12 protein-coding genes are annotated in these 23,694 nt (G+C 53.6%); 4 read left to right on the forward strand and 8 right to left on the reverse strand.

Annotated features, from left to right (window positions below):
- The first annotated feature begins 553 nt into the window (after positions 1 to 553).
- Together BM022_RS13860 and BM022_RS13865 are read left to right on the forward strand one after the other, a co-directional pair.
- A complete protein-coding gene (locus BM022_RS13860) occupies positions 554 to 1,672 on the forward strand; it encodes an HAF repeat-containing PEP-CTERM protein (protein ID WP_091140243.1) in 1,119 nt (372 codons plus the stop codon).
- 378 nt (positions 1,673 to 2,050) lie between these two features.
- A complete protein-coding gene (locus BM022_RS13865; protein WP_091140245.1) occupies positions 2,051 to 3,436 on the forward strand; it encodes a tyrosine-type recombinase/integrase in 1,386 nt (461 codons plus the stop codon).
- Between the two features lie 686 nt (positions 3,437 to 4,122).
- Here BM022_RS13865 and BM022_RS13870 read toward each other — a convergent pair.
- The 8 genes from BM022_RS13870 to BM022_RS13905 form a co-directional block, all read right to left on the reverse strand.
- Positions 4,123 to 5,238, reverse strand: a complete 1,116-nt coding sequence (locus BM022_RS13870) for a hypothetical protein (protein WP_091140246.1) — start codon at positions 5,236 to 5,238, stop codon at positions 4,123 to 4,125.
- Between the two features lie 291 nt (positions 5,239 to 5,529).
- Positions 5,530 to 7,077 (reverse strand): S8 family peptidase, encoded by a 1,548-nt coding sequence (locus BM022_RS13875; RefSeq protein ID WP_091140248.1) that lies wholly within the window; start codon positions 7,075 to 7,077, stop codon positions 5,530 to 5,532.
- Positions 7,078 to 7,157: 80 nt separating this feature from the next.
- Positions 7,158 to 9,977 carry a CHAT domain-containing protein gene (locus BM022_RS13880; protein WP_091140250.1) on the reverse strand — a complete coding sequence of 940 codons (2,820 nt, stop codon included), beginning with the start codon at positions 9,975 to 9,977 and terminating at the stop codon, positions 7,158 to 7,160.
- 49 nt (positions 9,978 to 10,026) lie between these two features.
- Entirely contained in the window at positions 10,027 to 10,224 is a 198-nt protein-coding gene (locus BM022_RS13885; RefSeq protein ID WP_143079594.1) for a hypothetical protein, read from the reverse strand.
- Positions 10,225 to 11,235: 1,011 nt separating this feature from the next.
- Positions 11,236 to 14,694 carry a YhaN family protein gene (locus BM022_RS13890; RefSeq protein WP_091140253.1) on the reverse strand — a complete coding sequence of 1,153 codons (3,459 nt, stop codon included), beginning with the start codon at positions 14,692 to 14,694 and terminating at the stop codon, positions 11,236 to 11,238.
- A 6-nt stretch (positions 14,695 to 14,700) separates the two neighbouring features.
- The gene (locus tag BM022_RS13895) at positions 14,701 to 15,957 is read right to left on the reverse strand and encodes a metallophosphoesterase family protein (protein ID WP_091140255.1); all 1,257 of its coding nucleotides are present in this window, start codon (positions 15,955 to 15,957) and stop codon (positions 14,701 to 14,703) included.
- A 157-nt stretch (positions 15,958 to 16,114) separates the two neighbouring features.
- A complete protein-coding gene (locus tag BM022_RS13900) occupies positions 16,115 to 18,490 on the reverse strand; it encodes a DNA methyltransferase (protein ID WP_091140257.1) in 2,376 nt (791 codons plus the stop codon).
- 2 nt (positions 18,491 to 18,492) lie between these two features.
- Positions 18,493 to 21,240, reverse strand: coding sequence for a DEAD/DEAH box helicase (locus tag BM022_RS13905; RefSeq protein ID WP_091140259.1), 2,748 nt, complete (start codon positions 21,238 to 21,240; stop codon positions 18,493 to 18,495).
- 369 nt (positions 21,241 to 21,609) lie between these two features.
- On the opposite strand from BM022_RS13905, the gene BM022_RS13910 reads away from it, so the two are divergent.
- Together BM022_RS13910 and BM022_RS13915 are read left to right on the forward strand one after the other, a co-directional pair.
- Entirely contained in the window at positions 21,610 to 22,194 is a 585-nt protein-coding gene (locus BM022_RS13910; RefSeq protein ID WP_091140261.1) for a recombinase family protein, read from the forward strand.
- A 286-nt stretch (positions 22,195 to 22,480) separates the two neighbouring features.
- Positions 22,481 to 23,632, forward strand: coding sequence for an HAF repeat-containing PEP-CTERM protein (locus BM022_RS13915; RefSeq protein WP_091140263.1), 1,152 nt, complete (start codon positions 22,481 to 22,483; stop codon positions 23,630 to 23,632).
- Positions 23,633 to 23,694 lie beyond the last annotated feature (62 nt).

The following is a 23,694-nucleotide window of genomic DNA, read 5'->3' on the forward strand; positions in this document are numbered from 1 at the left end:
TCTGTTCATCCGTAAATCGCTTCTGCACGTCGTTCTCCTCTCGAAAAACGAACTTTACTAGATTCGACTTGGCTCTGTTTAAGGGGAGCACATCACTGCGGATTAACATTCAACCGACTCAATCATTCGAAACAGTGCATTATCCTAGTTTACGGTCCGTAATTTCTGGAAAACCGGCCTCTGAAACCCGCATGAATACCGGGCGCGTTTTTTTGCGGACCACTCCTTTCAACTCTTCCTCCTCCTAAAGAATAATTACAGCTTAGCATTAGAAAAGCTCCATCCTGACAGATCAGTAATTTAAGGCGACGAGATCTGATTTGATTTTAGTGGAGTGAAACCGATATTCGCGCGGAAATCATGGCCCCCTTCCGAGGCTAGGGGTTGACCTGCATCGCGGGTGGCTCTAACCCACCCGATTCAGGATGGTTTGCTCAGTGAACCTGAATCCTCTAAATGTAATCCGCAGATTCATAACGCGCAGATTCGAACCTATACTGGAACATCGAAAACACGCTGATCAACCTTGTCCTGATCTTTGTCGGAGAATCTGATGAACGTTCACCTCTGCTACACACTGCGCAACCTTATCCTAGCCGCAGTCCTAACTATTAGCTTCGCATCTTCCGCCCTCGCTCGGGACCGTGCCTTATTCGTTGACCTTAACAGCAAGGAAGCAACCGATCTCGGCACACTCGGTGGAGACTATAGCTCCGCTTCCGGGATCAACGACACGGGGCAGGTGGTGGGGTATTCCGTTACTGACAAAGGGTCTGAGCATGCCTTCATTACCGGCCCCAATGGCGCAGGCATGACCGACCTCGGCACACTCGGTGGAGACTATAGCTCCGCTTCCGGAATCAACAACGCGGGGCAGGTGGTGGGGTACTCCGACACTGCCAGCGGGCAGCGCCATGCCTTCATCACCGGCCCCAACGGCGTAGGCATGAAAGACCTCGGCACACTCGGTGGAACCAGTAGCTGGGCTAACGGGATCAATAACACTGGGCAGGTGGTAGGGTTCTCTACTGCTGACGTGGGGTTCCGCGCCTTCATCACCGACCCCTATGGTGCAGGCATGACCGACCTCGGCACACTCGGTGGAGTCGAAGTCTCCGCTTCTGGCATCAACGAAGGAGGACAGGTGGCAGGGTCCTCCGGGACTGCCAATGGCCAGTATCATGCCTTCATCACCGGCCCCAATGGTGCAGGCATGACCGATCTCGGCACACTCGGTGGAGACTATGGCGCGGCTAACGGAATCAACGACGCGGGGCAGGTGGTGGGGGTGTCAGAGCTTGTTAACGGACTGCCCCATGCCTTCATCGCAGGCCCTTATAGCGCAGGCATGACCGATCTCGGCTCACTCGGTGGAGGCTATAGCACCGCTTTGGGGATTAACGACGCGGGGCAGGTGGTGGGGGAATCCGGGTCTGGCCCTGGGCAGGGTCATGCCTTCATCACCGGCGCCAATGGCGCAGACATGGCCGACCTTAGCGCCGTGGTGAACCTGCCGACTGGCTTTACTCACTTTAGCGGCGCTAATGCCATCAATGACCATGGTCAACTAGCTGCGGTGGGGGCAGTAATTCCCGAACCAGAGATGTATGCAATGCTATTGTTAGGCCTTGGCTTGATCGGCTTTTTAGCGCGCGGGCGAGCAACTGCATAGGAATTTACCAGCCCAAGCATAAAGGTTGATGTCCCTCTGGGGTGCTTCCTTGTCATCTCATCTGTCTTTGCTCGAACGAACTGCACGCTATTAAATTAGAGCACAAAAAGGCGGTGAGCTTCACGCCCAAAAACCCGAAGTTCCGGCTTTTGCGGAAAGTGGCGTGGATGTTGGCTCCGCGACCAGGGACTCGAACGTGGGACCTGCGGATTAACAGTCCCATTATTCATTGTTCAGGATCGTTCAACAATGTCCAATATTTTATTTATTTCCTTTTAACATCATTGACAACGGTTAGTCCCACGTCCATTATTATCCGATACCGTCCAGCTGATTCTTGCGGTATAACGGATAAGGAACGGATAAGGAGTTTATGTGATGACAAAGGCTGTTCACCTAACGGTCGAGGGAATAGCGCGGACGAAGCTGCCGCCCAAAGGAATGAAATGGCTGTCGGATACCGATGGAGGTAGAGGAACAGGACGTTTGTATGCTCGTATTTCCGCATCCGGAGCACGGGATTTTTATTTCCGTTATACAACTTCCGCAGGCGAACGGGTCGCCCGCCCGTTGGGTCAGTTTGCTCGCGCACCTGAGCCGGGAAAGCTAACACTGATCCAAGCAAGAGAGGAAGTGAGTCTTCTGCGAGCAAAGCTGAAAAACGAACCGGATCGTGATTTGCGGGCGGGGGAGAAGCGTGACACGCTGGTGCGTGAAGAAGCTGAGGCAGCGCGGATTGCTACCGAAATTGAACTAGCGGAAACGGTTGTAGCAAAAGAGCGTTACACCGTCGCTGCTTTGGCCGATACATATTTGCAGCACCTGCGAAGGCTTGGCAAACCATCAGCACGCGACGTTGAAAGTATTTTTCGGAATCATTTGCACGGCACCGAAGGGGCAACGCGGATGGCTGCCGATTTAAGCGCGAAGGAGGTGGCCGCATTGTTGCGTCGCGTTGTTGACGCGGGGCATGGTCGTACAGCGGCGAAGTTCAGAAGCTACCTGCGTGCCGCCTATGCGCTTGCTTTGAATGCAGAACTTGATGCGAGTGTGTCCAGTGAATTTTTACCGTTTAGAGTTCAATCCAATCCTGTGGCGTCAACAGGGAGCCTATCCCACTACAACAACGCACGCGAGCAGACGTTGACAGAAGAAGAGTTGCGCGCCTACTGGCGGCGGCTTGATAAACTCAAGTCAGAACCGGTTCGCGCGGCTTTAAAGCTCGCGCTGCTCCTCGGCGGACAGCGGGGGACCCAGTTACTGAGACTGCAAAGGGCCGATGTGGATCTCCAGGGCGGGAAGATGCGACTATATGACGGCAAAGGTCGGCGTAAAAGACCACGTGTCCATGAACTTCCATTGACAGAGGAAGCTGAGGCGATCCTCCGGGCGATGACCGAACGGGCTGAAGCGCTAGGCTGTAACTGGGTTTTCACGTCTAACGGAACAGTACCTATCGTTCCCGATACGCTTGCGGCCACCGTAAGCAAAATAGCGGAAGAAATGGTACGAAGCCGCGAGAGCCGGTTTTCATTTATACCCTCTGACATTCGCCGCACAGTTGAAACACTATTGGCCAGTAAGGGTATTTCGCGGGATATTCGCGCCCAGATTCAGTCTCACGGGCTATCCGGGGTGCAGGTCCGCCACTATGACAGGCACGACTACCGCGATGAAAAACGCCGCGTATTAGAGTTCTTGGTGGCCCTACTTGATGGCAGGCACGACGTAAAAGTAGTCCCGCTACACAGTCAAGTCGCTTGACCACCAGCGGGGGTCACTACCGAATAAAACACCTAATCTATTGTAATGATATGTAACATCCATTTTCATCAGTTCTTGTTACCCCAATAGTTACCCCCTTCTTCGGACCCGCTGCCCTCTCATTCTCTTTGCTCCTGCACCCTTGAATCTAATCATCGTTTACAGCTTCTACATTTTTTTCCTTGCACTTGTCCCATATTGCTTTCTCTGAACTATCACTGAAAAACGGACCAGAAATCGCTCCGTCCCGTCATCAGGTCGGCCGCTGCTCTTTCAGAGCCTGAGCGTTGAGGCTTCTTGCTGAAAGGGTGGAAGAGCAGGTCTCAACCGAGCACGCGAATTGGTTCAGCGACACCCGACGCATTGCATCACCTGAACCCAAGAATAAGTGACTGTACTTTAGATAGTTAGTCTCGGGTACACAGTCCAAGAATTTCAACTCTCACGAGGGAGGGGCTGCTCCTAATCCTACCTGTTCCTTACTTCCCTCGCTATGCACCTGCGCCTTTAACTTCGCGGGATCAGTTTGATACATTTCTGCCACCTTATTGATTACATCGTCCCGAGGGTTTTCATCCGTTCCCGAAGGCCTATCGTAGCTCACATAGGACGCTTCGCCCTATGTCTCCCGCAGAGGAGTTGGCAATGGCGAATTTCCTGCTAGGCGATTAAGAAAGGGAGTGCGATTAATCCAGCGCTTGAAGTAAAACTTCCGCCTTACTAGGCCGCTCGGAAGTCATCACCCCTTGGTTTCTCGCAGGCCTCCGGAAACCTTGATACGCGACCTCTTCGACGATTCGCTTAGATGCGACTTCGAAGGAGGTGTCGAGTATTTGCGCTAAAGTATCATTATCACCGAATGAAAACTTTCCTAAAAGTACAAAGCCAATATCTAAACCTCCGATAGCTCGATAGGCGGCACCAGATAACATTTTTGATTGATCACTAGCCAAACCTGACAAATATCTAATTAGCTTTAAATCCTTCTTGTCTATACCCTCTTCACCTACTTCAACAATTGGAACGCGGAATCGGATTGGCTTGTTATCGCCATCCTTATTTGTATACTCATCAAACGTTGGCCGAGCTCCACCAATAGTTTGCCACAATATTTTTTTGTTTTCCTTGTCGACGTCGAAGTAAACTGGGGTATGTAACAAGCTATCAAATAAGCTTTCTAGAGTGATCGCCACGACCGCCGTTATTACGTCATTCCCAATGCTGTATTTAATATCTGGCCTTTTATAGACTGTTCCCTCCCGATTAATAAATCCTTTCTCGCCGTTAGAGTAGTAGGCCACGAGGTAGTTTAGAAGACGTATGTGTGTTTCTTTTGATGCATCTTCAGCAGTTACCGTAGCCTTCATGGGACCGTTAGCCAGGGACGTATTGAAGTTATGATTCAACATCTCAGTCATGCTTGAGATATCCCCTTTCGTAATCTCTAGAGAGCTATTGTTATTGTTGTCTTCTGCGATTGCCTGATAAGCCGCGACCGTGATTTTTCTAATCAAGGGCTCATTCGCAAGGTATGATGGTAACGGGTATTCCGTATCGTTGTTTTCAGTTTCTGCCGAACCTTCCCTGGTTTTCAAACGATTCGTCGAACGCCCTGTGACCTGCGCATACGCTGCTTTGAGCTTTGTATTATTATCAACGGACGATAACGCGACGTTTTCATGGTTTTCAAAAAATTGCCCTTGGTTCAGCGTCACAAGATTTTTCTTTACATTGACCGATGCACAACCGGTAAGAAATAAAGGGATTAGGCAACACAATATTAATATCTTGTTGTTCTTCATTAGTTACTCCGAGTTATTATTTACTTGTTTATAGGATTAACGAAATGGGCGTAAAAGAATACGAACACGAGGGAGATCACAGAAAAATTTACTAAAGATGACGCGGACACCATTCTGATCCTCGAAATCTCGGTTCAGTTGACTTCGCGCTTGAGCTCGAGCCTAAAAACCTCTCACGAAAATTTTCCAAACGAAACGGGAGAACGCAACAATTCCCTGAGTGGAGATGGTAATTATTTCAGCCTCATGGGTAAACAAGCTCGCTCATGGTTGAAAGCAAGACCATTCCGACTATTTTTTGCACTCTGATACCGCATGTTGCACGTTTAACTTCGCTACGCTCCCATCGATCTTCTCGCTCCCCCCCTTGATACAAGCAATTGCCTCGCGGAGCTTGAGTTCAGGACGAAGTCCCAGCACCGCAACGAGACCCGCTGCGCAATAGGGCGACGCCATCGAAGTTCCGGTCAATTCCCCATATTCCCCGGTTCCGCTAGCGAGCGTGCTCAGCACATCGACGCCAGGGCAGGAGACGTCCCCGGAAATGTTCGAGAATGCGGCGCGCCGATTATCAGGGCCGTGCGCTTGCACGATCAGAGCGTTGGCCCAGCCATCTTTTTCTGCCATCAGCATGGCGCCGTAATTGAAAGGACTGGCCCATTGGGCTTCAAGCGGTTGGTTCAGTGCACTGCTGTCATTTCCAGCAGCCATGACGAGTGCTATATCACGACGCTTGGCATATGCGAGGACGCTGGCGAAAATCCGCCCCTGATTCTTCACCACATCACGGATCTGCTCAGAACCCTGTGTACGCGGGTCGATGTTGAAATTCGGCATCCAATTGTACCCAAGGCTTATATTTATCACTCGTACCGTTGGATTGGCCTCCATGAAGTCGAGAACAGTACCGACATACTCGCTGAAATGCGTCACGAAGCGACTGGTGCGGCCGCCTTCGGGTGCCGCACCACCGGTCAGCATCGTACTAGCCGATGCTTGAACTACAGTACAGCTCTTGAGCCCTCCCTTTATCCCAATGCCATTGTGCTTCGCGCACATGATTCCGGAAACATGATTGCCATGGTCGATTGGTTTCAGTGCACCTGAGAGGCCAGCTCTTGTATCTAGATCCTCATGCGGTGCGAAACCCGAATCGATCACACCGACAACGAAAGGTGCGGTCATCAGTGGCCAGACCTTGTCGAACCTAGAATCCATTATTCCCCAGTCTACTCTTTCGGTCGCCATGTCAGGCGTGGGCAAGGCAAACGTCGGCGTCACCGCTGATTTCAGGGCAAAAGAGGATATCAAGCTGTTGGGTGTGACCGACAGGAATCGAGCATCCTTCGCCAAGTCTCGGGCCAGAACGTCGAGCGGCGCATCTTTCATCTTAGAAAGGCTGCTCGTCGAGGATGTGACAGCGGCTGCGCCCAATCTGCGAGAGGCGTCCACTACGATTGCGCCGATCTGCGGGATCGAGTTGATGACATCCAATTGATGGACGTCGAGGGTAGCGCGGATTTCCTTGCCTGTAAGTTTTGGATCAAGAAGGATCAGAAGCTCGTTTGCGCTCTGTAACGGTTGGTGAATAGCTTTACCACTCTTAATTTCGTCGAAGAAGATCGAGTCGGGGGGCACCTTACTGATCTCGACCGTAGTTGAGACGACTGGGCTAGGGCCTCGCGTTCCCGACCCTTCGCGAGATTCGAGATAGGTACGCTGTTCGGCAGATGGCAGAGGGATTGACGATTCTTCGACTGGTTGCGCTGATACAACGGGAATTGCCGTCAGAATGAAAGATAACGCCGCAATATTTTTAAGCTTATTTCTTGTTGTCATTAGAGTTCTCCTAAACTACTTTGATGATACACCCGGAGTCGTATTATCGTTCGGCAACGGCTTAGCTAAAACTGCGCTGCTTATTCGCCACCTACCAATATGAATGGAGCCCAGATTGCCGGATGAGAAAATGCAATCTGACTCGCGTCAGCCGATCGGTCTGCAATCACTTCCTGCATGGCCGCTCGCAGTGCTTCAGCCCGCGGCATAGCCCTAGAGCCCCGCGAAAGCTCGACAGCGCGAATGGTGATCCTGGCAGCGACATCGTCGCGCACGCGCCAATGCGAGACTAAAAGGGATCGGGCACCAGCTACAAAAAATGCGCGAGCAAGACCAGTCAAACCCTCTGTTGAAGTGGAATTGGGCGCAGCCGTATTGCACGCGGAGAGCAGTATCCAATCCGCGTTGAACGTAAAACCAGCGACCTCGGACGCAGTCAGAAGCCCATCGTCGGACACATCCGATAGTTCGGGGGGTGTCAGTGCTAGCGCCGGCTCAACCACGCTATCACGGAGTTCTCCGGTAATTAGGCCATGGGTGGCGAAGGCGACGATATGAGCCTTGGCTAGTTGTCCTAGGGCGTTTCGATGCCTGAGTTCCGTTTCATTAGCCTCATCACCAAGCAAATAGTCATCCCGGCTAGCTCCCAGAAGATCTGCAAGCTTCTCAATTTCCATCCTGGTGCCCGGAAGGGCTGCAAGATCACGAATTGTGTCGGCTCGACCCGACCGACTGTCAAAATAGTTAGAAACTTCCTTTGTCGGGGTACCGACAGGCCCTTTGAAGGACGGGTCACCAAGACCGAAGAAGGCGGTTGCATCGGGCGTTGCGGTAGGCCTTTTTTCGGTTCTCATTCTGAGACTTGAAACGGACGGAAGCAGCGTCAAAACTTTAGTTGTCGCCAACCAGCTGGTAGTGCGGAGAACATCGGGGTCGGCGTCAGCCACCGCGCCTCCCGATATTGGACCAGCAATCAGCGTTGAGAACGGGAGTGATATAAATCCTCCTTGGGGAACAAGAATCCAGTGTGATTTCTGGTCGACAACTGCGGCGATTTGCGGTGCGCCGAACAGGTCTTTATAAAGTTTACGAGCCAGTTTTCTATCGAAGCTAGCCGAACGTACTAGACCACGACTGGTCGGTTTTACATCATAGCCAGAAGCAAGATCAAGTTGCTGCCGTAAAGTCGTGACCTTCGCTTGAACATCAGCGGCGTCGATAGGAATCTCGGCCCACGCACCACGCTCCCGGCTGATAGCCCACACAAAACCATTCTTTGTTGTGCCTGGCTCCAGAAGGATCAAGACTTCATTGGGCAGAAGGAAGCCGGCATCGCCAGACAGACGCTCTATCCCCGTTGGCTCTGGCCTTGCGAGCTCGAAGAACGCAGGAAAGCGTTTGCGGAATTCACTCTCGATCTCTAAGACCGAGCGCTCTAGCATGGCCCGCTTCGTCCGCAATGCCTCGACCGGTACCCCCCTCGACAAGCCCTCAGCTATATCGCGGTCGGCCGCCGATCGTGCGTCCTGCGCTTGCACTAATGCTAGGGCAAGTTCCCCCATGCCTTGATTGTTTGCAGCGGAACGAGCCCCTGAACGCAAAAAGGCATCCGCAGTCCCCGATGCAGGGATCCGCTGTGCCGCGAGAAATGCCTCGGCCGAATTCGTGGGAGCGGAGGGGTTCGACCAGAACTTTTCCGATGTTTTGCTTGCTCTCCAGTTGGCGCGGACTGTCACAAGTGCCGCAGATGACAATGCAGTCCTTGATGTGAACCGCGCGTCGTCGCTGACTGCCGTCTCTTCCCGTAGAGACAGCGGAAGCCTCGCCGCCATCGCCAAACGCGCTGCTTCAAGAGCACCTGCATAATCACCGCTTTCAAGGTTTACACTGGCAAGGAGTTCAAGTGCCATTGCTGTCTCGGGATGAGTGTCGCCTAAAGTCGATCGTCGCAAAGTAACCAGCTGCCGGGCAAGTATCCGTGCCTCGTTGGTTTGCCCACGTGCCGATAGGTTCTTGGACAAGCTTGCGAGACTAAAACCAATATTTAAATTCTGCGTGTTAAGCAGGCGCTTGCGAATCTTTAAGCCTTCTTCAAGAAAGGGCGTCCCCTCCGCGAAGCGCTCCTGGGCCGTCAAATTGGCGCCGAGATTATTAAGGGTCGCTGCACGATCAAGCAGTGCCCAGCCTTCTTTTACTGACCTGATGTCGAGTGCGCGTCGATGTAATTTCTCAGCATCTTGGTAACGCTTCTGGGCCTCAAGGGCGAAAGCGAGATTCGTAAGAGTTGCGCCGACAGACTCCGAAGCGTCGTCACCCACTGCCTCGGACATTTTCAGCGCACGGCGAAATATTGCTTCGCTTTCCCGCATGTAGCCTTGTGAGTAGAGCGAGGTTCCAAGATTATGCATGATGATGCGCTGAAGTCGCCGACCCTCCGGAGGGTAACCATAGACGACCGAGTAGAGGTCTTCGAATAATCTCCTTGCTCGCCCACTCTCGCCTTGTTTGCGGAGGACCACACCGATCGCGTTTAAAACGACAATTGTTCTTGGGTGAGCTAGTCCAGGGCTCTGTACTCGCATAGCCAATACGCGGCAAAGGATTCTAACTACCTCCTCGGTCTGGCCTTCAGACAGAAGATTCTGTGCCCGATCCATCTCTTTGCTGCCGGCTGCGGCGTCTTGCCCATCGGTCGACTCGTTTTCTGCAAACTGCTCGGACAGTGGGGGACAAAGCTCCTTCGTCCAATTGAGCAAGCGAAGTCGCTGTTCGTCACTGATAGGAGGAACGGTTGAATGAGGAGAGATTTCAGCGGAATCAACTCTCGTCGCTATCGGAATTAGGCCAAGAAGCAGCAATGCCGCCAGATGATAACCAATAGCCCGCACCTGGAGCGTCATTGAGCCCTTTCTTTTAATGCGTCCATCAAAAAGAGATATTTGGCTCGGATTACCAGCGCTTGAGATCTTGGAGGGCCCCTACTGCATTGACACGAAAGACTGCCAGTATGGTGTTTGAGGTCATCGTTGGCATAAAGCAGACCAGCTCTCCCCCTTTGACTGAACAAGCCTCAATCCATTTCTCGACAGCTTCTGCCTCCTGTGGGGTTCCAGGAATACTTACGGGAAGCAATTCAAAATTAGGCATGGCAGTCTCCTGATGTGAGTTGTTAGCAGCAAATTGTAGTTCGGGCCTTATATTAGCCAAAATTCCTAGCCATGCTTCAACAAATACGCGCATTTCATACACGACACGGCCTACATTGCCTTTTAGAGCTATCCGCGCTTTCGGCGTTGTACTCTTAATATAGGCGTTATGGATGTGCTTGCAAAGCTGAAAATGATACTACGCCGCATGAACATGGAAAAAGGGCAGCCGCTGGGAAATACATGCGGCTAAGTTCGCTTCACTAAAACGCCGAGCGCGAGCTCGACGGGACTCACCTAGACAAAGTCTTCACTGATAAAGTCCAGACAAAGACACGAACAGGCCTCAGCTCCAAGCTCCCCTGAATTACGTTCGCGGGCGGGTAGGCTCATTCATGGACATGCCGGCACGTAATGTTGAGGACATGCTTAAGCTAGCAGGGAAATGTACGCCCGGAGTGTGTCAGCTTAATTCGTTAACGAGAATATGCGCTTTGCCGCTGGTAGTGATGACCCAGGTCCCCCGATCTTTACTATGCTCACCGCATTCACGAAGTTTGAGCGGCCGCTCATCAAGGAAAGGCAGCGGGATAGGCTTGGCGAAAGAGTTCGGAATTACTCGACTTTTACCAAAATATGCGATGAAAGCGGAATCGAATCATCGACACAAGGATTTTCAGTATTCGAGCGGTCTTATCTGAAAACATCTATAAAGTTCTCAAGTATTTGTTCTTTATCGACTTTGCTGTTATACGCGCTTTTATCGGTTCTCGTCTATTCTCCTGAAATATGTATTTTTCTATGCTCGATTACACAAGAATTACACACACCTTTTAAATGCTAACAGCAAGCTAGCTATACCTCTTGGAGACACGGTTCTGCCCGATGCTTATGGGCAAGACTGAGTCCGAGATGCATGATTTGTAGACGTACCCCCGTTTGCGAGTCTGCAAGGAATGTGGAAGTCTCTGGTCTGGGGAGACAATCCTCTTTGGATGTCGCTTTCTCGGCCTTACAGCCTAATGATGCTGGCCCGTTTCCCAAATACCCGCTGGACGGAAGGCACCAGATGGGCGTGATGGGTAAGGAAGATGACCTGTGTTTGCTCGGACAATGCCTGCAGCGCTTCAAGTCCTGCTTCCGACCGTGCATTATCATAGTTGATAAAAAGATCATCAGCGATGAACGGCAGTGGCGCGGATTGCTCGAGATGGAGCTCCAGTGCGGCCAATCGCAGGGCTAGGTATAGCTGATCCCGCGTTCCGTCGCTCATTCCGGAAATGCCGACCGGTTCTCCATTTGACCGCAACCCTTCCAGGCTCATCGGTTCCTGCTCAAAATCCACGACTAGCCGCTGAAAAGATCCCAGCGTGAATTTCGAAAAAAGAACGCCTGCGCGGGCCAGTAAGGGTCCCTGCTTTTCCTCGCGATAGCGTTCGATAGACCAGCGAAGCAAACGCCCCGCAGTGAAAACCTTTACATACCGTTCCGCGACATCTGACATGCGGGCGATGGCCTGTTGCCGCTGCGCTTCAGCCTTTGCAGCCGCATCCGAGCCCCCGATTTCCGCCAGTGCCCTTGACGAGTTTGCATGGGCGGCCGAGAGCTCGTTCTGGCGCGTCACCGTCTCCGAAAGCTCAGCATCAATTTGCACGAGCCTGACTTCGATCTGTGGCAGGTCGGCCGTGTCGCACTCCCTCTCGATTTGTTCTAGCCCCAACCCGTCGCCGGCTTCGAGAAGATTGATCCTGGCCTTGGCTACCTCCCCGCGCAAGCGGCGTTTTTCGTCAGATCGGGCAATGGCTTCGGGCAGCAAGGCATGGGCGCGGACTCCCGTTCGCTCCATAAGCGGTTGCAGGCTCGCCTTTGCCGTTTTTATTGCTTCCTCAGCCTTCGCAACCTGTTCTTGTGCCTCGCACAAAGCTTTCTTCAGCCGAGCAGTTTCTGACGCCGCTTCTTGCGCCGCCGTTAAACGCCGTACAAGGAATTGGATTACCTGAACGTAAGGTTCGCCTTTGATGTTAGGCGCACCTATCACCGCCAGCCGGTGGGTTTCTGTTGCCAATTGGCTCAGGTCGGCCCGCATCGTGTCAATCCGATTGGCTTGAATTTCGCGCATCTCCTTGAGCTTTTTTTCTACGTCCTGGATGAGTTCCAGCGCGCCCTCAACCGTGCCAACGTTGCTATCCGTGGGGAGAGCCGCTTTTTCCAGCGCATCTGACCAAGCCTGTGTCCAGCGGCTCATTGCAGCCCTGGCATTTCCCGAAGAGCGCTGTAGGGCTGTTACCGACGCCTGCGCGGTCTGTAGTTGGGCCGACAACATTTTGCGCTGGGTATCGGCGTCATTAACAGAGTTTATAAAGGCTTCTGCTTGGCGGCCAAGCGTTGACAAGCTACCACTCTCATCCGTCTGAATCCCGGCTTCCTGGAGCTCTTTCGTAAGCCGGGCTCTCAGTTCCGCGACCATCGTGGAAAGTACGAGAAATTCGTCTTCGGCTTCTTCGCGGATGGTTCCCGCGGCAAGCGCGGCTTCCCTTTTTGCGAACCACTCCCCGCTCTCCTCCAGCGGCAGGCCGGGCAGACACATGCCAAGCATGAAATCCGCCCACTCCGTATCCAATTTCCCGATCTCTTCGTTTAAAAGGGCATGCTGGTTTTCAATCGCGGATAAATCCTGGTCCTCCCTCTCCAGTTGATGTTGGAGACCTTGCAACTCGGTTGCCTTTTCGACGTTATTAAGCTGGATATCGGAAACCTCATCCGCGCGAAAAAGTGCCATTTCAAATTTTTCAGCGCCCTGCTGAAGGTCCACCTCGCCTTTTTTAATCTCGAACCATGCGTCGTCTCTCTCGGACCGGGCCCGAATCACTTCCTCCCGAGTCCAGATATGGTGCAGCTTTTTGAGTTGGGATATTTTCAGCTCGGTATGGGCGATTCCCATTTGCAGCTCGTCCCTTCGCTTCGATACCGCTCTCCGATCAGCGACAAAAACCTGCCGCTCCTGCATCAGCCGCGATATCGTGTTCTGGCCTGGCAATTTTATTGCTGTCAATGCGGATAAGGGCATGCGCCATTGCCCCAGTTCCCGCAAGGCGTTCTCCAACGCGGCGCTTTTCCTTGAAAGAGCGGCCTGTTGCTTCTGCATCTCGGCATCCGGATCGCCGAGCCGCCTTACATCAGCAAGAACTGCGTGAAGAGCTTGACTGACCTCTCTCGACTGCAAACGGGCGAGCTCATCTGTCAAGGATTTAATTTCCGATAGTTTGGCACTCTCCGCAAGTTCCGCCGCCCGCAAAGTCTCGGTCAGCCCGCTGTGATCGCGGGCAAGTTGCCCAAGTTCGCGGCGAACGAGAAGCGTGGGAAGACGCCCGGCGACAATTTCTGCAGATCCGGCTTGCCAACCAAGCTGAGCGCACGCAGCGCGAATATCACGCCAAAGGATGGATTTTTCCGATTCCCGGCGCACGATATCCCCCTCATGCGCTGCGTACCGCAGCCGGAGTTCCTCAAGTTTTTTGATTTCGGCGGCAATCGCGAGCACGGCCTCATCCATCTCGATTTTCGCCAAATCGTGTTCTGTTTTTTTTATTGCACCATTACCCAGTTCCAGCAACAGGTCGTCTTTCGCAATATCCTGCTCCGCAGCCGAAAATATGGACGCCGCATCGGGAGGCAGTTCCGCAGCCCCACCCAAGGCATTCAACTGTTTTTCAGTTTCCCCGAAAATCCGGAGCAGGGGAGCCAGCCTTCGAATGCGTTCCAGCCGGTTTCTTTCGCCCTGGAGCCGGCCGTGACGCGCGCGCTCATTGTCGATCATCTCTTGCAGCCTTTCGGACTGGCGGCTGGTTTCCGTCCATTCCCTGGTTCTTACTGTGGCTTGTTTTAAAGCCGCGTTCGCGTCTTCAAGTTGTTGAGCAGCAATGTAATAGGCCCTGTCGGCGGATCGTCGGGGTGCCCAGAGCTTTTCTGCTTCGGCGAGCAGCGCGTCGCGAACTTTTCCCAAACTGCCTACGCCCGCCGCCGCCTGAAACAATACCTGGCCCACGTCATTCTCGGCATTCAGGATGCTGTTGCCTCCCTCCACCAGCTTTTTATGGTCGAGGCCGAACATCTGTTCGAAAAAATTCCGGTCAGCCGCACCCAAGAAGTGATTCAATGCCGTATCTGCCAATGCGCTGTTCTGCGGCGCGCGCAGCGACTGCTTTTGCGCTTTGATGCGGTGGAATTCCAGGGCGCCAGATTTATTGCTGATATGCGCGCCCAGCCGCAGTTCAGAGAGCGGATGCAGGAAACCCATAGGTGAACGATGAAGCATGCCGAACAATAAATCTACGATGGCTGAACGCAACGTCGATTTTCCGGCTTCGTTGGGGCCGACAATGAGATGAAAATCCTGCGTGCTCGCAGGGAAATCGACAGAACAATCTGAAAATTTGCCGTATCTGATGAGGTCAAGCCGTTGAAATCGCATTGCTCGCTACTCCTTTCGAGCCAGATAAGAAAGCAGCCCGGGACGAACTTCGCAAACCAGTTGAATCAGATCACCGGAACGTATTCCCTTAAAGTACGGGACCGCGGCTTGAAGCTCGGGCGGCGACTTGGTGACAAGCATCAGCAGGTCGGCTCGCAGGCTTTCGAGAAATGCTGGATCGGTATCAGCCGCTTCCAGGATATTCTGCAGGTCTGAAAGCGCATCGCCGCGCGTCCTTGCGGCTTCACTGTCATTCGCCACCGAAGTGGCAATCTTCACTTTTTCAATCCAGAGCCGGTCCATTCCTATTGTGGCGGCTATCGCCAGGATTTCGAGCCGCAACTGGGCTTCCAATCCGAACAGATCACCATGAGCCGGGGTCCTACCAGTAACTGTCACTCTGACTGCAGCAGGAATTGCAGCAGGATGGTGGGCTATCAGCTCTTCGAGTCCTTTTCTTGCCGCGTTCACCACGTCAGCCAGCAAATCGCAGTCCGTCGCATCGATGTGCAAGCTGTGCCAGCGAAGCACATCGACAAGGAGCCGCTCAACCTTGCTTACCTCCCCCTCATCCACCGTGACCAGCACTGCACCGCGCGCACCCGTCTCGCGGATATGGCGTCCTTGTAAATTGCCCGGAAACACAACGGTTGAAGCCCCGTGCCAGACCTGATGTTCATGAACATGGCCCAGCGCCCAGTAGTGATAGCCTTTCGCATGAAGCTCCTCGAGACTGCAAGGAGCATAGGTTGCATGGGCAGCATTGCCTTCAAGGGCGGTATGGAGAACGCCAATATTGAACATCCCCTGCACAGGTGCGGGATACCCCGTAACCAGATTCTCGGTGGTCTCCCTGTCCTTGAAGCTGTGACCGTGCAGGGCGACGTTCAAGTGATCGATGAAGAAAGTTTCAGGCCTGCGAGCGTCGAACGCAAAGACATTCTCGGGCCACTGGAGTTTCTTCGTCATATCACTTTCGGCATCATGGTTGCCGAAGAGCAGATAGACCGGAATGCCGGCTTTTTTTAGGCGCCCCATCTCCCTGCAGAAATAAATACCCGTATTGTGATCTTTCCATGTGCCGTCATACAGGTCTCCGGCGATCACCATGAAATCGGCCTGTTGCTCGATAGCCTCTGTAACCAGGTTGGTAAACGCGTCGCGCGTCGCGTTGCGAAGCATTTCCACCGGCGCATCGCTGTAGGCGCTCAGCCCCGTTAAAGGGCTATCCAGATGAATATCCGCGGCATGGATGAATTTCATTTATTTTCCTTTTTTCCCGTTTAAGGTAGCCAAAAGTAAGCAGAAGAATCTGTCAGAAAATCGGCGATCGGCAGAGGAGTGTAAAAGCGAAGCGTAGGGTCGCGGATATGGAGTTTTTATATCAGCGGCAAAAAGGCGCGGCGTCTCTTCCCTTGATCTAGCCCACGTTCACGGCGACCAGCGTCATCGTGTCGTTGCCAAAGATATCGATCACCTTGACGGCGACGGTGTAGCAGCCCGGTCTATCATAGGTATGCTGAGCGGTTGTCAGCTCCAGGTGACGATCTTGGCGCGTACGGAAGCTCTGCCATTCGTTCTCAAAAATGTAGCCTCCGGTCCAGCGTTCCTCAAAGTCGGGGAGGGTCAATTCGCGTTGCGGCGGCTCGAAGCCCGGCAATGAAGCGACCCCACCGAGACCCGTTCCTACGGGAATTTTGATGATCTCCTTGCGGCTCATGTAGTCGAAGTCCACTGCCCAGTAATCCACCCAGTCCGTCCAGTGCCTGGTCAGCCTCTCCTTCGTGACGGTTCCGGCCTTGTTCTTGCTCACCTTGTAAAGCTGTCCATGCTCGCACATAACCTCACTTTTGCCGTCTTTCATTGCAGCAATGGCCGCCTCGCATGCGCCTTGCGTGTAATAGACGGAAAAATCCGTTAGCTCTATGCTTAACGCGAGCTTGCTCTTCCCGTGATAGCGCGGAGCGGCTTCGACGAAGCTAATGTCGTGGAAAACCACGTGGCCCTTGTCCACCGCCCGTTTGTCGAAGACTTCAACGGGGATATATTTCGGGGAAAGGTCGATGCCCTTAGCCTTGGCCTCTTCCAGCACAGCAGGAAACAGCCCCATCTCAAATTCGAAGGCCAGCACATCCACACGGGACGCGCCGCGCTTGCGGCATTCCGTGATGACCTCTTCGACAAACAACCGCCCCACCGGAAGATTGATCGGACCGATCACAACCAGCCGTCCATTGCGAGACCCATGGAAGAAACCATCCTGCGGTGCATTTTCCGAGCCTGCGCCTTCAGTCCCGCCAAAAGCCGCTGCCTTATAGGCGCGCAGGATCAGCTCGCGGAACTCACTTTCTTTCTGCGCGAGGGCTTGCGCCTTCTGTCCTGCTGTCAACCGCCCGCCAATACTAAGATAGGCATGCCGTTCGTAGCGGCCAAGGTTCAGCACTTCAAATGCGCGAAAATCCTGCCCGGCGGCCTTCTTCTCACGCTGCACGTTTATCAGCCGCTTGCGCGTGGTATGGATACCGAACTTGCCCAAGTCGGTTGCGATCCATTTGCGCCCTAGTTTCTCCGCAACAGCGGCAGTCGTACCGGATCCACAGAAGAAGTCGGAAACCAAATCGCCTTCGTTGCTGCTCGCTTTGATGATGCGTTGAAGGAGGGCTTCGGGTTTCTGCGTGGGATATGCAGTTCTTTCTGTTGACGATGCGGATATCCCATTGATGTCGTCCCAAAGTGATTGAATCGAAACCCCTTCGCCATCATCCAAATACTGCTTCTTTTGAGGTACTGCTCCAGGCGATGTCTGAACAATGAGTCCCCGTTCTATGAGAGTATTCATAGTGACTTGGCTATATCGCCAATAGCGGGTTACCCCCATAACTGAGTAGCTAGGGTTACCTTTGGCCGCTCCGCCTGGTCCAATCATGCTGACAAGCCTGTACCGTCGTCCGGTGTCCGCGTCAATGTATTTGAAGAAAGTTTGAATGTACTCATCAGAATAGGGCAAGAAGAGATTGTTGAACGTGTAGTTCTCGGATTTGCCATAGGCGAACAGAGTGTCAGTATTCGCTCCCAAGTACTTGCTGCCTTGCCCAATGTTTCCCTTTACGGTGTGAGCACGCTTCCAGGTGATCTCATTAATGAAATTGCTTCTGCCGAACACCTCATCTAGCACACCGCGAATGTAAGAATTCACCCGCCAATCGCAATGCAGATAGATGCAGCCATCTTCTGCCATTAGGTCGCGCATCAGGATCAACCGCTCATAGATCATCGCGATGAAGCTATCAGCCCCGCGCCCCCATGTATCACGATAGGCAATTTGCTCCAACAGGTTCGCTTCCTTGTGGAAAGTTTCACCGCCGATCTCGATATCCATGCTGAAATCTGCGCCCACGTCGAAGGGTGGATCTATATAGATCAGCTTAAGGCCACCTTCGTCTTCGATCTGCCGGCGCAATGCACCTGCCTTGAGTGAGGAAAGGATCAGCTTGTTGTCGCCCCAGATCAGCTTGTTGGTCCAGCCCGCCTGTTGGCGCCCGCGACTGTCGAACATTTCCTTTTGTGCCTTGGTTTCCGTGCGTGGCTCATCGATATGCTCCAGCGTCTGGAAGGGAAGAACCGTCGTACATACATCTCGTGTTTTTCCGTTCCAGACCAGCTCGACCTCGCGCTTGTCCTCAAACAGGATGAAGCGGTATTTCTCCGGCAAGGCTTTACCCTGCTGGATCAGCGCAATCAGGTCGCGCTGTTCGGCTTCGCTCAGTTCGTAGGATTTTTTACCTTGTCCCGCCATCGTCAGCCCCGGCTGTTCTCGTTCTGGTATTCGCGGAAAGTGCTCGCCAGTCCAGTAAATGATGACGGCTTATGCTGCTCGAAACTCTCCTGGTCGACATAGACGAAACCATAACGGGTTCCACCCTCCCCTGTGGTGTCATCGCTGCGGCTGGCCTCGCTCGCGTCGACACACCAATGCCGCAGCCGCGCCATCTTCTGCGGCACATCCATTTCCTCGCGCCCTTTGGTCTCGATAATCCACACTGCGCCATCCGTAGTACGTGCGATGAAGTCCGGCGTGTAGGTCGAAAGATCGCCGTTGGCCTTCACATAGTCCAGCTTGAAGCCCACGGCCATGTAGTTCTTGCCAAACGCTTGCACGTCCGGCGCGTTTTCAAGGAACGCCGCAAAATCTAGCTCCAGGCCATCCGCGCTGCCTTCACCCACTATTCGATTGAACACGGACCGCTTGGCAGGGAGGAAACAGCGCCGCTCGGTGCGAAAAGGTCGCGTGTCACGCAGCCGGATATGGCCTTCTATGCGCGAGCTGCCCCTGTCATGGATGGTCAGGGCATTGATCGAGGCACGGAAGTGGTCGAACAGCACTTTGCCGACCTCAGGCTCGGACAGGTTGCGCAGGATCACCGGATCTTCCAGATCGACGACACTGGTGAAGAGATGTTCGCGCATGAACGTCTTGACCTTCGGATAGAGCTGGTCGTAGCCACCCACTAAACATAGGTCTTTGAGGAGCTGGCGCGCGAAAAAGCTGACGACAGAGCGATAATCTGCTGTGCCGTTATTGTCGAGCTGGATAGTGTGATCCACCTCGGCATCGAGCATGGTCTTGAACACGATCTCGCGAATCTCTTCCGGCGTGAAGGACTTTACGGGCAGCTTTGCATTGCCGAACGTGGCGGGGTCGAGTTCCGCCAAGTCCTTGAACTCCCGATTGAAGCGCCGGGTGAGCCGCGGCAGCGCAATATCCAGCGCCTCGATATCCTTGTCTGGCGCTTCCGTATCCACTTCGACCACCAGTGAATCTTCGCGCTCCCGGCCATCACTACCGCCCATCGGCACCCGTTCAAAGGTCACGCCTTCGCGCTGAATGGATTCGACGAAGTCCATGAAGGCGGGAGTACCCATAACCGAAACCGTTTCGCGGTGATCAGTGCCGAAATACATGCGGCGCAGCCCGCGCCCCAACGTTTGCTCCGGTAGGATGTTGCTCTTGGAAGAATAGGCGCGCAGGCCCACAATAACCGTTACATTGCGCACATCCCAGCCTTCCTTGAGCATCAGCACCGAGACAATCGCCTTGAATGGAGAACTCCAGGTGTCGATCTCGTTCGACTGCTTGCGCAGTTTCTCCAGTTCCTCCTTGTTTTTGCCCGACGCAGCTTCGGAAATCTCGCCGTTGGCCTTGGTGTGGATTACCAGCACCCCGTCCTGCAATTCCGGACAAATTTTCTGAAGGTGCTCCCCGACCTCGTCGCAATTGCGGGTATCGTCCACCATCACGAACAATACTGCCTTCTTACCCAGCTTCTCATGCTCGGCATAGCTCTTGCGCCATTCCTCCACGCCCAGTTGCAGGTAGTCGTCATATTTCTCGGTGATGAGAGGGCTCTTGTGTTCGGCGAGCCTCGCGCGGCTAGCTCCGTCCGGCAGCACCGGGTGCTTGACCACGCTTTGGGCAATGGCCTCGACCAGCGGGTAGTCGCTCACGGTCTGGACAAAAATGGAGCCGTCGTTGCCGCGGGGAGTGGCCGTTACATCTATTTGTAGTGCCAGCCGCAAGTCTTTTTGCAGCAGTCGATGGTGAATGTCTTGGATGCACTGGAACCAGGCCATGCGGGGATCATGGATGTGGTGCGCCTCATCGTTGAATACGGCCAGCTCATCAATGTCGCGCACCACTTCGCCCAGATCGATCTTGCTGTCAGTGGTCTTGCCGGCGGGCTTCGCGCCGAATGGCGCGAGGAAGTAATCGCGCAGGTCGTCATCGCCGAGTGAAGGTTGAGACACTTCGCCGAGATAGACGCGATGAATGTTGGTGAGAAAGATGTTACCCGCCGGTCGCACGATACGCACATTGTCTTGGATGTGCAGCGCGATCTGGAAGTCATCACGCCAGTTGCGTCCCGCATAGCCGTTATCCGGCAGCACCGGATCGTTGAAGAAGATGCGCAGCCCGTCGAAATCGGCGCGCAGCCGATCGAGCACGATGATGTTGGGCGCAATCAGCAGGAAGTTGCGCGCCAGCTCGGAGCCAGCCTCGTAGAACTTGTGAAAGTAGCTCCAGGCCATCAGCAGCGACAGGACTTTCGTCTTACCCGCGCCCGTGGCCATCTTGATCACGAAACGCGGCCAGTCCTCATCGAACATGTTGCTGGATACCGCGCCTGAGGCATCAAAGCGCAGCAGGTCGAACTTGTCGCGCGTACCACGTACGTCGTAGAGCCAGATTACGGTTTCGACCGCTTCACGCTGGGCGAAGTAGTAACGGAACTGGCTTTGCGTGCCGTCCGCCTGTTCGATCCGGTGATCGGTCTCGAACCACCAGGCCAGCAGCGCGCGCGAGGTGGCCGATGTGCCCGCGTAGTTCCTATCGCGCCACGCCTTGATCTCTGCGCGCACTTTCGCCACCAAGGGCGGCAGCAGCTTCTCATAGGCCGTACTGCGCAACTCTTCCGCCGCCGGGAACCAGCGCACGTCGGGGAACAATACCTCGTAAGGAGATAGAGTAAAATCCGGATGCAATGCCATGGCGCAATTTCTCCTGTTTGTCGTCCTGCCGCCCTGCAGGAGCGATGAACATCCCTGCTGAGTGCAGTTGCAATAGGTGGGGGTTGTATTTTAAGCTGTATTGCTGAGCAAGCAACTGCACTTAGGTACACCTATCATGGAGTAGGGGTATGTTCTACGCGACAGGTTTTATCCCAACAATAATTCTTTTCTCTTTTCTCTTTTCTCTTTTCTCTTAAACGGTCGTTTTTCGGAGATAGCGAGCGGACTAAAGAATTTTGCAGTTTCACCTCCTTTTCCCCTCTTAAAACTATCTCTTGAAAATCTCTCTCCGATAATCTATAGTTGAGATGAGTTTCAGGAGAATAACGACGTTGTTGAGGGAGTGAAATGAAAATCGGTTATGCGAGGGTAAGCACTCAAGAACAGGATCTGGCCCTACAACTTGATGCTTTGGCTAAAGAAGGGTGCGAGAAGATTTTCCAGGAAAAGGCATCAGGTGCGCAGCGGGATCGGCCAGAGCTCAAAGCTGCCCTTGCCTACATGCGTAAGGGGGACACACTGGTGGTCTGGAAACTTGATCGACTTGCCCGCTCTATGAAACAGCTTATTGAAACCATCGAGTCGTTCCAGGACAGGGAAATAGGGCTGAAATCGCTGCAGGACCCCATCGATACCAGCTCGCCGAGCGGAAAACTAGTCTTCCATATCTTTGCTGCACTGGCAGAATTCGAACGTGGCGTCATCCGCGAACGCACTACTGCAGGCTTGAGAGCGGCGCGGGAACGCGGTCGTGTAGGCGGCCGGCCTGCCTCACTTTCGGACAAGGATCTTCAGGCAGCGAGGGCGATGTTGAAGGATTCCGACATTACCGTGGCCACTGTAGCCCGGCGATTAAACGTGGCAGCATCGACCTTATACCGCCATATCCCCCACGCGAGAAGCGCGAGTCTTGAAGAAAAAGCAGATGCATGAGCGCCGCTGAGTAATCCACCCAACCTGACCCAAGCCGTTTCTGACGGTACCCTAAATTACGCCCATGAAAAGGCGCCCTGTTGGGGATTGGTCCCAAGAGAGAGCGCGGTTCACGGGCGTATTTCTTTTGTGCGGCCTACGGCTGACGATACTCTGGGTTTTTCCCACGATACCTTGTATCGTTACCAATTAGGTAGGGCGTGTCTTTGCCGGCTTGGATCCCTCACCTAATGTGAGTAATGGACTCGTCATTATTTTAAACACCACGTTGCCGGAGGATATAAAAATGCAAAATCACTGCCTCACAGTTCGCAACCTCATCCTGGCTATAGCTCTGATTACCGGCTTCGGCCTCGTTACACATGCCAACGCCCAAATGGAACGCTCCTTCTTTGTCGACCTCAATGCCAAGACTGCAACACCCGTTGGCACCGCAGACAGTCTCGCTTTGGGCATAAACGATGCGGGGCAGGTGGTGGGAACGACCTACCCTTCTAACGGCAATTTGCGCGCCTTCATCGCCGGCCCTAACGGAATGGACATGAGGGACCTCGGTACTTTAGGTGGAGATCTCGGTAGTGCTTTTGACATTAACGACGCGGGACAGGTGGCGGGATGGTCTACGGCTGAAACTAGTCAATATGCGTTCATTACTGGCCCTGATGGAATAGGGATGAGGAACCTTGGCACGCTTGGTGGAAGTTGGAGCAATGCTTATGGAATCAATGATAGAGGACAGGTAGTGGGGGAGTCTCTCACGGACGGGGACAACCTTTCCCGTGCTTTCATTACCGGCCCTGATGGAATGGGGATGAGGAACCTTGGCAGCCTGGGTGGAAGTTCGAGCGCTGCTTGGAGTTCTGCTCGCGGGATCAACAATGTCGGGCAAGTAACGGGGTTTTCTACCACAGGGGAAGAAAGTGATCTTCCACCACGACGTGCTTTCATCACCGGTCCTGATGGAGCCGGTATGAGAGATCTTGGTACTTTGGGCGGTTATCATAGCTATGCTGAGGACATCAACGATCCCGGGCAGGTGGCGGGATGGTCATATACGGCTGAAGGTTTTACCCATGCCTTCATTACCGGCCCTGATGGGGTCGGCGTGAAAGATCTGGGCACGTTAGGTGGGAATGAGAGCTACGCTCGTGGCATCAATGATACCGGGCAGGTCGTAGGAGAGTCGGATACTGGTGAATACTCTTCGCTATATAATCACGCCTTCATCACCGGCCCGAACGGGGAAGGGATGATGGACCTTAATCTACTGGTTGACCTGCCCCCAGGGTGGATTCTAACCGACGCCATAGATATTAATAACAATGGTCAGGTCATTGCCTTGGGCGTCCCGGAACCCGAAACCTATGCCTTAATGCTCACTGGGCTGGGCTTGATTGGTTTTATGGCGCGACGCAGGAAGGCAGACAATTTGGGATGAATAGAGACTGCGTCAGCTCAAGTTCCATCACCTAGTTTTAAATAATAGGCTCTTCAAACCTC

Origin of the sequence: Nitrosospira sp. Nsp14, assembly GCF_900113575.1 — a bacterium.
Classification (GTDB): domain Bacteria; phylum Pseudomonadota; class Gammaproteobacteria; order Burkholderiales; family Nitrosomonadaceae; genus Nitrosospira.

Bases quoted from the DNA above. Each gene is read 5' to 3' on its own strand.
- BM022_RS13910 (WP_091140261.1), top strand. From the start codon at position 21,610: ATGAAAATCGGTTATGCGAGGGTAAGCACTCAAGAACAGGATCTGGCC.
- BM022_RS13875 (WP_091140248.1), bottom strand. From the start codon at position 7,077: ATGACAACAAGAAATAAGCTTAAAAATATTGCGGCGTTATCTTTCATT.
- BM022_RS13870 (WP_091140246.1), bottom strand. From the start codon at position 5,238: ATGAAGAACAACAAGATATTAATATTGTGTTGCCTAATCCCTTTATTT.
- BM022_RS13885 (WP_143079594.1), bottom strand. From the start codon at position 10,224: ATGCCTAATTTTGAATTGCTTCCCGTAAGTATTCCTGGAACCCCACAG.
- BM022_RS13880 (WP_091140250.1), bottom strand. From the start codon at position 9,977: ATGACGCTCCAGGTGCGGGCTATTGGTTATCATCTGGCGGCATTGCTG.
- BM022_RS13895 (WP_091140255.1), bottom strand. From the start codon at position 15,957: ATGAAATTCATCCATGCCGCGGATATTCATCTGGATAGCCCTTTAACG.
- BM022_RS13860 (WP_091140243.1), top strand. From the start codon at position 554: ATGAACGTTCACCTCTGCTACACACTGCGCAACCTTATCCTAGCCGCA.
- BM022_RS13905 (WP_091140259.1), bottom strand. From the start codon at position 21,240: ATGGCATTGCATCCGGATTTTACTCTATCTCCTTACGAGGTATTGTTC.
- BM022_RS13890 (WP_091140253.1), bottom strand. From the start codon at position 14,694: ATGCGATTTCAACGGCTTGACCTCATCAGATACGGCAAATTTTCAGAT.
- BM022_RS13915 (WP_091140263.1), top strand. From the start codon at position 22,481: ATGCAAAATCACTGCCTCACAGTTCGCAACCTCATCCTGGCTATAGCT.
- BM022_RS13865 (WP_091140245.1), top strand. From the start codon at position 2,051: ATGACAAAGGCTGTTCACCTAACGGTCGAGGGAATAGCGCGGACGAAG.
- BM022_RS13900 (WP_091140257.1), bottom strand. From the start codon at position 18,490: ATGGCGGGACAAGGTAAAAAATCCTACGAACTGAGCGAAGCCGAACAG.